Annotated in this window: 11 protein-coding genes and 1 pseudogene; 3 read left to right on the forward strand and 9 right to left on the reverse strand. The window is 37.0% G+C overall.

Annotation, left to right across the window (positions count from 1 at the left end; translation table 11 throughout):
* Window positions 1-32: 32 nt before the first annotated feature.
* Window positions 33-920 (forward strand): DMT family transporter, encoded by an 888-nt coding sequence (locus C502_RS0115080; RefSeq protein ID WP_018679629.1) that lies wholly within the window; start codon window positions 33-35, stop codon window positions 918-920.
* Window positions 921-979: 59 nt separating this feature from the next.
* Window positions 980-1735, forward strand: a pseudogene (locus tag C502_RS18410) (DUF2314 domain-containing protein).
* A gap of 80 nt (window positions 1736-1815) precedes the next feature.
* Here C502_RS18410 and C502_RS0115090 read toward each other — a convergent pair.
* From C502_RS0115090 to C502_RS0115120, 6 genes are all read right to left on the reverse strand, one after another.
* Entirely contained in the window at window positions 1816-4020 is a 2205-nt protein-coding gene (locus tag C502_RS0115090) for a TRAP transporter large permease subunit (protein ID WP_018679632.1), read from the reverse strand.
* A 179-nt stretch (window positions 4021-4199) separates the two neighbouring features.
* Window positions 4200-4781, reverse strand: a complete 582-nt coding sequence (rrtA, locus tag C502_RS0115095) for a rhombosortase (protein WP_018679633.1) — start codon at window positions 4779-4781, stop codon at window positions 4200-4202.
* A gap of 72 nt (window positions 4782-4853) precedes the next feature.
* Window positions 4854-5933: a hypothetical protein gene (locus tag C502_RS0115100; RefSeq protein ID WP_018679634.1), complete on the reverse strand. Its 1080-nt coding sequence runs from the start codon at window positions 5931-5933 to the stop codon at window positions 4854-4856.
* A gap of 342 nt (window positions 5934-6275) precedes the next feature.
* Window positions 6276-6497 carry a hypothetical protein gene (locus C502_RS0115110; protein ID WP_018679635.1) on the reverse strand — a complete coding sequence of 74 codons (222 nt, stop codon included), beginning with the start codon at window positions 6495-6497 and terminating at the stop codon, window positions 6276-6278.
* Between the two features lie 213 nt (window positions 6498-6710).
* The gene (locus C502_RS0115115) at window positions 6711-7103 is read right to left on the reverse strand and encodes a hypothetical protein (protein WP_026315816.1); all 393 of its coding nucleotides are present in this window, start codon (window positions 7101-7103) and stop codon (window positions 6711-6713) included.
* A complete protein-coding gene (locus C502_RS0115120; protein ID WP_018679637.1) occupies window positions 7090-7347 on the reverse strand; it encodes an FAD assembly factor SdhE in 258 nt (85 codons plus the stop codon). The genes C502_RS0115115 and C502_RS0115120 overlap by 14 nt, the downstream gene beginning before the upstream one ends.
* A 187-nt stretch (window positions 7348-7534) precedes the next feature.
* Between C502_RS0115120 and C502_RS0115130 the strand changes: the two genes are divergently transcribed.
* Window positions 7535-8707 carry an acyl-CoA dehydrogenase family protein gene (locus C502_RS0115130; RefSeq protein ID WP_018679639.1) on the forward strand — a complete coding sequence of 391 codons (1173 nt, stop codon included), beginning with the start codon at window positions 7535-7537 and terminating at the stop codon, window positions 8705-8707.
* A 55-nt stretch (window positions 8708-8762) separates the two neighbouring features.
* Here the strand turns inward: C502_RS0115130 and C502_RS0115135 are convergent, their stop codons facing one another.
* The 3 genes from C502_RS0115135 to C502_RS18415 all read right to left on the reverse strand — a co-directional run.
* A complete protein-coding gene (locus C502_RS0115135) occupies window positions 8763-9269 on the reverse strand; it encodes a DUF2059 domain-containing protein (RefSeq protein WP_018679640.1) in 507 nt (168 codons plus the stop codon).
* A 124-nt stretch (window positions 9270-9393) separates the two neighbouring features.
* Window positions 9394-10884 carry a flavin-containing monooxygenase gene (locus C502_RS0115140; RefSeq protein WP_018679641.1) on the reverse strand — a complete coding sequence of 497 codons (1491 nt, stop codon included), beginning with the start codon at window positions 10882-10884 and terminating at the stop codon, window positions 9394-9396.
* A 369-nt stretch (window positions 10885-11253) separates the two neighbouring features.
* A partial coding sequence (locus tag C502_RS18415) for a transposase (RefSeq protein WP_018679642.1) occupies window positions 11254-11531 on the reverse strand: 278 nt, incomplete at its 5' end.

Genomic DNA, 11531 nt, shown 5'->3' on the forward strand with positions numbered 1-11531 from the left:
AATACCTTCATTCTCTCAGCCCTGTACCTGATATGAACGATCATCAAACTAATCGTAATCTTGTTTTAGCGATTGGTTGTCTTACCACATCTGCCCTCCTTTTTTCAGTCATGGGCATCTGTATTCGTTATGCATCACATACTGTTGATAACTACACCATTGTATTTTTCCGTAATGTGGTTGGGCTGTTCCTATTTCTACCTTTTATTTTTAAGCAAGGCACGGAATTTGTAAAAACCGAAAAACTCTGGATGCATACATGGCGCAGTATTGTGGGACTTGCCGCAATGTATGGATTCTTTTATGCAATTGCTCATTTAAAATTGTCCAATGCCATGGTATTTACCTATTCCTCCCCTATTTTTATTCCACTGATTGCATGGTTATTTCTAAAAGAGAAAATCACCACATCAATGCTCTGTGCGGCTGCTTTAGGATTTATCGGCGTATTCTGCGTTGCAAAACCCGATCAGGGCTTACTCAATTGGGTTTCAGTGGTTGGAATCGCTTCTAGCCTACTCGCTTCAATCGCTTTTGTAACTGTACGCGCACTGACGCAAACTGAACCACCAGAGCGGATCGTATTTTATTTTTGTTTTATTGGTTCACTACTCTCCATTATTCCAATGTTCTGGGTCTGGCGACCATATCACCTACAAGAACTCATCTTTCTGATCAGTGCGGGTATTCTTGCCAATATCAGCCAAATTTTTATGTCTCATGCCTATCGACTTGCGCCTGCTGGACAAATTGCACCTGTAAACTATATGGCCATTATTTTTGCAGGTATCTGGGGCTTCTTACTTTGGAAAGAAGTACCTGATTTCTATAGTGTGATTGGTTTTGGATTTATTTTATTGGCAATTATTTTGTGTAGTCCATTAACACAGAAAGATAAGAAATGGCGTTTCAAACGTTAAAAATATTTTCATTGTTTTAAATAAACTAGCGACACCACAAATAAGGAAAATTCACGTCGATGACTATAAAAAATACTATTTTTGCAAATGAATCCCCTGAAATGATTTTAGCCTTTGAGAAGGCTCAAAAAACCTTTAAATACTTTTGGCGAGAGCTTTATTGGGAATATCGAAGAATAGTCCCTGCTTTCGATCTTGCTTATGTTAAATGTGCATTTACACAAGAACATATCGATTCACCAGACTCACCTCAAGTTGAATATATGTGGGTAGAACAAATTGATTTTTATGGAACAACGATTTCTGGTCAGTTAATGAATCAACCAATCTATATCAACAATGTACAAGCAGGTGAAAATATAAAACAACCCTTTGAGGCTATCGTTGACTAGATGTTTTTAACTCAAGATCAAATTTATGGAGGCTTTACGATTCAAGAATATCGTAAGCAGTTAAATGATTCTGGGCGAAAAGAATATGATGAAGCATGGGGAATAGATTTTGGCGATCCCAATAAGACTTTATTTATCTATGATCAAGAAACACATCCAGAAAATCTAATTGAGCATCCCATGTGTGGGAAAATGTTAGATAATTTTTTAAACTTTATCCGAACCAACCCAACCGCACTTCATGAAAGAGATGAACATGGTAATCAACTATTACACCGTGAAGCTATTGCAGGTAATTTTTTATTCGTTCAAGCCTTATTGGAACATAAACTAGATAAATCAATTCCAAATAACCAATCAATGACCGCCTTAGACCTTGCTAGAAAAATGGGATGGGAAAATATTACAAACTTATTAGATTAACTTTCATTCACTTATAAGAATTCCCATTTTATAGACAGTAATAAAAAAGCAGCCGAAGCTGCTTTTTTAAATTTCAACTTTTAGTGTTTATACCAACCAAACATTTGGAAGATATATGGTGCATAAGTCACCAACACTAAAGATGAGAACAATACAATAATCGGTAATAACCAACGCTCATAACGATAATAGAAACTTGTGTATTTCTCTTTCGCTTCCTTATCAGCAGCCGATACTTCTTCATCCCCGACAGAGAGTCGCGTCAGCAAGTGGTTTAATGCAACAGGTGGTGTTACATAACCAAATTCAAATGCAACCAATACGATCATCCAGAAGTGAATCGGATGAATACCGTTCTCATAAGCAACTGGCGCTACTGTCGCAGCAACTAAGATTACAGCACCGAATGGATCGGTAGTCATACCAATAATTGCAAGTAACATTGCAATAAAGGCAAGAGAAATGTAGATATTACCCAAGTGTGTTGGTAATAACTCAACCACTTCAGCACGCTCGATTAAACCACCAACGCTCGCAGATAATGCCATCAGTAGAATCAACGCACCGATATGACCAACTGTTTCTGAAGTTGCAAAACGTAATGCACCACCAAAACCAAAACTCTTACCACCATGAGGATCATGGCTTTTTAAGAAGTCTGATTTCTGCTCATGTTCACGAACTAATGCTTCATGCTTTGCATCAACGACTGGAGCTGGTGCAAGTTTTGCTGCAAACAATTTGTCAAACAAAATCATTGCAATCAACACCAATGGTAAAATCATTGGCGCTGTGAATTCATTGATTGATGTATCTAACGCAAGTTTATAGAACATTACAACTGCAAAACCAATGATTACATAAGGAATCACAGGTACACATGCACGTAACATTCCAGGCACAGCAACTTTTGGTGAATTTACACGGAATTTTTCTTCAGCAAGAATCAATGAAACGCCAAGGAAAATAAATGCAGTTAACCAGAAAACATAGATACCATGATCAAATAATTCAGTAGAAGTTACATGGCGACTATCTAGCATCGAAATCAAAATAACAAGTAAGCATGGACGGATCACCACACCTAAAGAACCTGACATTGCAGAGACAGCTAATGCATACTGACGACGTGCACCAGAGTTCCAAACTTCTTTATAAATGATTGCACCCGCAGCGATAACGAAGATACCAGAGGCACCTGTGTATGCTGTAGGGATTGCTGCTGCAATCAAAATTAACCATGTTAAAGTTTCAGGTGCTAAGTTCCATGGACGTAAGATATTTAAAAATAAATCCATCACACGGGTTTGAGTGAGTAACATACCGGCCCAGATGAATAGGGCAAGATTTAAGAAAATACCTGAAAACTCAATTAAGATGCCTAAGTAAATACCTTGCCCCATCGGATAATCCATGAAGAAGGTAAATACGATACCTGTCACCAAAGACATGAAGGCGTATAGCGGAACACTTAATAAAGCTAAACCAAAGTTGCCTTTAGGTTGTGCAGTTTTTGGCACGATAAAGAATTGAAAAATACTGATAATCGTTAATGAGACGAAAAGTGCAATCCAAAGCCAATACAATACCGCTGTTTTTCCAGCAACCTCAACCCCAGAATTCAATACTGATTGATACTGACTGACAACAGAATAACTTAATAGTCCATTACCCAATACCATCAGCGCAGAATAAACTCGGTAATCAATTTTACTTTTTGGAGCACGTAAACCAATATGGTGATAACGTAACGAAGCAGTAATTGAAGCAAACAATACCATTACTAATAAAAGAACGGTTTGATTTTCAGAACCTAACTTAAAGATACCAAAGAAAGTCGTTTCAACTTTACGATAGGTACGAATACTTGGATGAACTTCCAAGTGTTTCATTGCTTTATCATAAAATTGATATTTTTCTTCACATTGTTGCTGTGCTGCCAATAGTGAAGCACGTACATCTGCTTCTGAAGCTGCACCGAACATACTCGCAAACTCATCAGCAGCATTTGCTTTCATCTGCTGTTGAACTTGCGCATCAATATTAGGATGTCGATCACAGGTTGGTTTTTCAGGCTCAGCTCGTAAAAACGAATACTGCATTCCTGTTTTTTCATCACCGTACAGACGCTCACCCATACGGAGCATTTGACCGTGAATCATCTCACCTGTACCAATAAGCAAAGTCATTAGCAACAAAGCAAGAATGATGAATGTTGATATCCAATCATTCCAGATATAGCCTAATCGGGCTAACCCAGACTTTTTCTCTTGATCATTTTGCATGTCTATTCCAGTTTATTGTTATCAACATCCATCCAAAGATGTTGAATCATGCGATATCCATGGTTGATAGATAAATGAATTTACCCTCTTCGTAACCAATCCCTTTTAAACCGCCTAAATTTGCAGCAAACTTTTTAAAAAAAGAATGACTACAACCGCTTTTTTGTTGGTTTTTTTTATCAATTTATGTGTTCTCTTTGTACCCTTCTCAATAATAAATAACCCAATCCACATAACACGCCACCAATTGCACCAATTAAATGTGCTTCGGTTAACACTGGACTACCAATTAATTGCGCCGTACCTGTTTGTCCAAAAGTATTTTCCCATATTAACTTTGCCCCTATGAGTGCCAAAACCAATAATGCAAATTTTCTTTCTTTAGGATATTGTAAATACACAAGACCAACAGCGGCATATAATCCATGCAAAACGCCTGATAATCCTGCGTAAGCATCAATATACGGTAAAAAGAAATAAAATATTAAACTAATAAACGGGGGAAGAACCAAAAGTAAAGCATACAAATGCCAATTTCGTGCATGAGGAAAAATAAAAGGCAAACATGCGAATGCCAACATATTCAATAAAAAATGCATCCATCCGACATGAACCCAATGTGCAGTCCACAATCTCCAGAATTCGGTCAGTAAATTTGGCTTCCAATAAATGAAATGATCAGCAAAAACTTGCAAACACGCTGATACAGAAACACATACAGCGATCAAAATGACTTTTCGTATCCATATTTGATCTTTCATTTATGTATACCTCATGAAAAATGATCTTTTACAAGTTTATTCTTCAGTTTGTAAAAGATCATTTAATTCAGGTTACTCAGCCGCTTTATCTTCTGCAGGAGCAGATGCACCATTTCCACCATCAAACAATTCATCCAACTCAGATGAACTCTCCTGCTTATCATCCCAGAATGATGTTAATCCTTCATCACCTGCTCTCACACCGGTATTTTCAGTCCAATAGCGATCTGCAATACCACGAACCATTAACCCAGCCATTTGATCAATTAATCTAAATTGAGGATTTGCAGGTTTATCTTCCCCTGTTGCAGCAGCATAAGAACGGAAAGCATCACGTAGTTTCGCATCATCACCACTTGCTTGAGCAGCAACAGCATACAATGCATGCGATAAACGCACACCTTTCTTCTCGCCAATTTGCATCGATTCTTTCATGGTTGCATAAGGCTCTGGCTTACCATCACCCGCACCAGGCAATAAGGTCCAAATCACTGCGCGCGTCGCCATCGGCGCACCCCAGAATTTTTCATTGTCTAAGCAAGCCATACCACGTTCAACAATACCAGCAATATCTTTTGGTACATTAATCGCACCACCAGAATTAATATCATTGGTCATTGCTTGTAAACCACTCACCATCCCTAATAGGTAAACAGTTTGATCTAAATCATTACGCATCGTTGGGCATGAATCACCCAATTTATATTTATATTTTGCTTCCCAACGATTTGCAAAAAGTTGATAGCCAGCATATTGACGCTGAGCAGCAATACCAGCCCAACGCTTTTGCTCAATACGAGCATCTTGAGCATCAGATACTTGACCTGCTTTAGATGCACGTAAATAACGTAGTTCAGCTTCTAGTGCTTGATTTTCTGCACAAATCCCTGCTGACGTATACAATAACACCGCCATACGTGTTGGATCAGCACCCATATCTTTTGTTGCCATAATTGCAGGGGTTAAAGCATTCCCTGAATTACATACCATTTCAGCATCATCCATGGCTAAAATCGGTGGCACAATATGATTTTCACTAAAACCTAATGCAACATTTGCCCCAGTTTTAATCACATATGAACACCCTGACAACATTGATGTTGTAAGTAATGCAACCGCCACACCCTGTCCAATTCTATGGAGTTTAGACATTATTCCTGTCCTCTAATTAATTTGTTTTTCCTTTTAGATGTACCTTATCAGATGCAATACTTGAATTAAAGAGTAATTGCTCTAATTTAACAGGCGCATTTTGACACAATTCACAAAGAAGCGAATTGACAGAGAATTGAAAATACAAAAATTTCAGGCAAAAAAAAGTAGCATTGCGACGGTTCAGCACATGCTACTTATTAACTGGTAAAAACGTGAAACTTTTATCTTTTAGTTTTGTTGAAAATAATCCTTTAGTAATGTTCCAGCTCTTCCTACAACGATTGCCATAACAACCGCAATTACTAGAAACATCCACATTGAAATCTCCATAGAGACCTCCTACACTTTATGTATCCATTTTTGATAGATACTAGATTGGCGTTCATCATCACTATCCACTGGGAGGGTGTATATTGATGACACTTTCAATCTCTTTCTCTTGGTCACTACAACTTGAGGTTGATGTGATTCAAGAAGTTCCCTGAGTAAAGTTCCTGCTCTTCCTACAACTACAGCAAAAATCACTGCAATCACCAGAAACGACCATGTTGGAATTTCCATTACTTTGGACCTCCACCACACTTTACGTTGGTGTTTGTACTTTAACGAAAATGAATGCTTTCTGATCTTCATATTGTCTGACAATCACTATTTTCACGATTTTTTAGAGTATTTAATCTAACAATTTGAAAATAACTCAATTAAAAAATATTTAAGATATTGAAATTTATTATTTTATAAATTAAATACAGTTGTAGAATTGTCAAACAATTATTAAAGTTTTACCCATAATTTTAAATTTTTCCACTGTAAAAGTGGCAATTGATCCCACCAAATAATACAAGGCGAGTAGTGAGAATCAGAAAAATAGATTGTGATATAAGCTTGATGATCAATTATTTTAGTAATGCTTCTACGCTGAGTTTCTAAAGATGGATCAGAAAACCTGAATGACCAATCGTGCTCATCTAAATATTCAAAATGCTTTATATAAGGCTGTTTTAAGAAGTAAAACCAAGTAACCGCCATAATAAAAAAACTAAGTAACCAAAATAGTAAAGATAGTAATTGATAAGTTAAACTTAGAATAACTACAAAAATACAGAGCTGCAATACAATCGAAAAACGACTGTATTGCAGCTCAAAAATACGATTAGCCATGGACATAATGTTTTAATTTTAAAATAAAATCTTTTAAATCAGCACGAGGTGGCTCACCTACTTCCATAAACCAATCCAATAAATCTGGATCTTCTTGCTCAACCAATTCAGCAAATAACGCTTTTTCAGTAGCATCAGCGATTAGATAATGGTTTTTAACATAAGGATCAAAATACACATCAATTTCTTTTAAACCACGACGCGCGCGATAAACGACCTTACGTTCTTCTAGCGTTATTTCATTAGACATTATTTGTTCCACTACGCAACAATTTTCCCCCATAGTGTACCTGATCACCCTCGAATTTCGCAGTATTTTTTCTCAAGTGACCAAATACATCAATCAAATTGAGCATTGATCACATTGTTCATTATTTTCGATTTCTTGTATCGTGATGATGATCGTTTAAATCCAATGACTAGGGAAAAAATAACAAATGCAATCAGGTGCAATTCGTCCAATTCCAAATATGTTGCCACGCAAACTATTTACTTCTGATCATGAAGCATTTCGCGAAACTGTGCGTAAATTTTATGAAAAAGAGGTTGTGCCAAATATTGAAAAATATGAAAATCAACAACATGTTGATCGTGACTTATGGAACAAAGCAGGTGCACTTGGCTTGCTTTGTACAACCATGCCAGAACAATATGGTGGTTCGGGTGTCGATCGTCTCTACAGTATGATTCTGATCGAAGAGCAAGCCTACGCGATGGACTCAAGTACTGGCTTCTCTTTGCATTCAGACATCGTTGCCAACTATATCAATAACTTTGGTAATGAAGAGCAGAAAATGCATTGGTTGACCAAAATGGCGACTGGTGAAGCTGTGACTGCAATTGCTATGACAGAACCAGGTACAGGTTCAGATCTTCAAGCAGTCCGTACTACAGCTGTACTTGATGGTGATGAGTATGTCATCAATGGTTCCAAAATCTTTATCACCAATGGCTATTTATGTGACATGGCAATTGTGGTCTGTAAAACAGGCAACAATGAAAAAGGTTCAGCCAATTTATCCTTGATCATCGTTGAAGCAGATCGTATTGGTTTTAGCAAAGGTAAACCTTTGAATAAAATCGGCATGAAAGGTCAAGATACTTGCGAATTGTTCTTTGATAACGTACGTGTACCAAAGGCAAATCTGCTGGGTATGGAAGGTATGGGCTTTATCATGTTGATGAAAGAACTTGCGTGGGAACGTATGTTGGTTGCGATTATCTGCCAAGCAGGTGCTGAAGCAGCGTTTGCCCATACTGTACAGTATACTAAAGACCGTAAAGCATTTGGCAAGTCGATTAGTACATTCCAAAACACACGTTTCAAACTTGCCGAATTGCGCACAGAAATAGATTTCTGCCGTACTTACTTAGACCGCTGTATGGAATTACAGTTAGAAGAAAATTTAGGTGTCGATGCGGCCGCAGCTGCAAAATACAAAATTTCTGATATGTTTTCAAAAGTTGTTGATGATGGCCTACAACTACACGGTGGCTATGGCTATATGTTGGAATATCCAATTGCACGTGCCTACATCGATAACCGTGCTAACCGTATTTATGCGGGAACAAATGAAATTATGAAAGAATTAATTTCTCGTACGCTTTAAAATATAAATTGAAAAATTAAAGGGATCGTATTTAATTACACGATCCCTTTTTTATTTATTTAATTTCAAGTTTTTCAGTTATTTGAGCTGGCATAGGCGTTGGATTCATTCGTGCCATTAGCTGCTTTACCGTTGGATTATCAATATGTTGTTGCATGGTAGTATTTAACGCATTTCGAGCATTTTGAGTAGTGAAATGTGCCACTTCACTTCCCACATCACTGGCTTTTTTCGCCCATGCCTTACCTTCAACAGATTGATAAAAACTTAAAGCTGCTTGTAATTCTTTTTGGCTAAAACTTTCCACATAACGCTGCACAATAAATTGTTTGCGCTGTTCACTATTCAAATTTTTACTTAAATCAGTATAAAAGTTCTCTGGTAAGTCTTTAGGCAAACGCATACGAACTTGCTCTAAAATCATTTTATCTGTGTTCTGTAAACCTTGTTCTGTCCCATCAACAGATACCAATTTCTGAGCAATCACTTCTTTCTGTTTTACATCATCAGCAAAAACATAAGTACTGAATAATAATGTCCCCAAGATCAACAATTTTTTCATTAAACTATCCCTGATTTTGCATTTTATATTGAGGTCAATATACGCGATATTTCTAAGATTAAGATGACTATTGTAAATAAAAAACCCTATGCATGCATAGGGTTTAGAGTCATTCAAACAAAGCTTATGATACTAATTTAGGCTTGCGATTAGTTTGATCTCCACGCTTGTGGAACTGTAAAATTTCATCACTAAATTTAGCATCTTTCAAGTCTTTACGATCTGCAAGATAATTATTGGTAATTTTCCACGGTGCCTTTTTACCTTGTTTTGGCATCACATCTGCTGCACGTGCAATATAACCAGAAGACATTTTGCCCATAATCGTATCTTGTTCACGCAATGCTGGATCTGCATGAGCAATGACTTCATCATAGCCATTTTTATCCATATGATTGATCAAACGACAAATATAGTCCGCAGCAATATCAACTTTCAATGTCCACGATGCATTGATATAACCAATGATCATTGCCATATTTGGTACATCACTCACCATCACGCCTTGATAAAGCATGTGTTGAGACGTATCCATTGGTTTACCATCGATTGTGCCTTTCACCCCACCCAAGATTTGGATTTCCAGACCCGTTGCCGAGATAACAATATCAGCTTCAAGGTGTTTACCAGACTTCAATTGGATACCATTTGCCGTGAACTTCTCAATTTGATCCGTTTCAACATTCGCACGACCTTCACGCAAAGCTTTAAATAAATCACCATCTGGCACGACGCATAAACGTTGATCCCAAGGATTGTAATTTGGGGTAAAGTGTTTCATATCCACTTTACCTTTCAATTGCAGCTCAATTCCTTTTAACAGCAAGGTACGGACAATTTTAGGATATTTTTGTGCTAAGAAATAAATACCACGTTGTGCACCAATATTACGGGCACGCGTAAATTTATAGGCTGTTTCTTCTGACATAAATTTACGTGTTTTTTCATAAATAAAGTCAATTGAAGGAATTGTTGCAATATAAGATGGTGAACGCTGTAACATTGTGACGTGTCCTGCACCACCCTTCACCATCGAAGGTACAAGTGTAATTGCAGTTGCACCACTACCAATGATCACTACTTTCTTACCCGTGTAATCTAGGTTTTCAGGCCAGTGTTGTGGGTGAATCAATTGACCTTTGAAATCTTCTTGTTTCGGAAATTTCGGTGCATAACCTTGATCATAGTTATAGTAACCCGTACAACCCATCACAAAGTTTGCTGACCAAGTTTGCTTTTTCTTGTTACTGTCTTCGATTTCAACAGACCATTTTTTCTTTGCAGAATCATAGTTTGCAGAAAGTACACGATGACTAAAATGAATTTTTTCTTTTAGCTTATTTTCGCTGATCACATCACTTAAGTAACCTTTAATCTCAGCACCGCTTGCAAGAACTTTATCTTTTGCCCATGGTTTAAAATTAAAACCAAATGTTGACATATCTGAGTCAGAACGAATACCAGGGTAACGAAAGAGATCCCATGTTCCGCCAAAACTATCACGTCGCTCTAAAATCTCGAAATTACGCTGTGGACAGTTCTTAGAGAGATGCACAGCTAGCCCAATCCCAGAGATACCTGCACCAATAATTAATACATCGACTTGCTTTTCCATTTTTTTTATACCCTGTATAAACCATGACTTTATTAAAGCACAAATTTGACAATACGCAATGTCAAGTTTGGTCATTCATCGGTTTTTTTATATCACTTCGGGACAATTTAAGAAAAATTGAGGTTAAAAAATCCTGAGATTTTTGCTTGGATTTGGAAGAGAAGATGATTCATTGCTTACATGAATAGAACTTATACAACTCTAAATGTAGACTTCCAACACTAGTTTATAGCGAATCAGCAACATGTAATTTTAGATGCTACATTTTCAGAAGATGGAACTGATCTTATACCAATAATTAGTCAACGTAATTATCTTGCACTGATTCAGCCTATTCTAATAAATTTATTATATTAACCCGAATCCTGTTTAAGCCACTGATTCCATAATTTGAATTTTTGGCTTATTTCGTTGGGTTAATCGATATGCACATAACGATGCGTAAATCCCACTTAGAAATCCATGAATACTACGTGCCTTACTCGTCACTAAATTGTATTGTCCTTTCAATAAGCTAAATAACGTTTCTATCTTATTACGTTGTTTTAAGTGATATTCATCTTGTGTACAGAGTTGAGCAGTCCGCATGTTCTTTCGATGATACGTAATTAAATCAATACCTTGATTCTTTAACTTGCTTTTTAAAT

The sequence above is a fragment of the Acinetobacter tjernbergiae DSM 14971 = CIP 107465 genome (assembly GCF_000374425.1).
Classification (GTDB): Bacteria; Pseudomonadota; Gammaproteobacteria; order Pseudomonadales; family Moraxellaceae; genus Acinetobacter; species Acinetobacter tjernbergiae.

Bases quoted from the DNA above. Each gene is read 5' to 3' on its own strand.
- C502_RS0115080 (WP_018679629.1), top strand. From the start codon at position 33: ATGAACGATCATCAAACTAATCGTAATCTTGTTTTAGCGATTGGTTGT.
- C502_RS0115090 (WP_018679632.1), bottom strand. From the start codon at position 4,020: ATGCAAAATGATCAAGAGAAAAAGTCTGGGTTAGCCCGATTAGGCTAT.
- rrtA (WP_018679633.1), bottom strand. From the start codon at position 4,781: ATGAAAGATCAAATATGGATACGAAAAGTCATTTTGATCGCTGTATGT.
- C502_RS0115100 (WP_018679634.1), bottom strand. From the start codon at position 5,933: ATGTCTAAACTCCATAGAATTGGACAGGGTGTGGCGGTTGCATTACTT.
- C502_RS0115110 (WP_018679635.1), bottom strand. From the start codon at position 6,497: ATGGAAATTCCAACATGGTCGTTTCTGGTGATTGCAGTGATTTTTGCT.
- C502_RS0115115 (WP_026315816.1), bottom strand. From the start codon at position 7,103: ATGTCCATGGCTAATCGTATTTTTGAGCTGCAATACAGTCGTTTTTCG.
- C502_RS0115120 (WP_018679637.1), bottom strand. From the start codon at position 7,347: ATGTCTAATGAAATAACGCTAGAAGAACGTAAGGTCGTTTATCGCGCG.
- C502_RS0115130 (WP_018679639.1), top strand. From the start codon at position 7,535: ATGCAATCAGGTGCAATTCGTCCAATTCCAAATATGTTGCCACGCAAA.
- C502_RS0115135 (WP_018679640.1), bottom strand. From the start codon at position 9,269: ATGAAAAAATTGTTGATCTTGGGGACATTATTATTCAGTACTTATGTT.
- C502_RS0115140 (WP_018679641.1), bottom strand. From the start codon at position 10,884: ATGGAAAAGCAAGTCGATGTATTAATTATTGGTGCAGGTATCTCTGGG.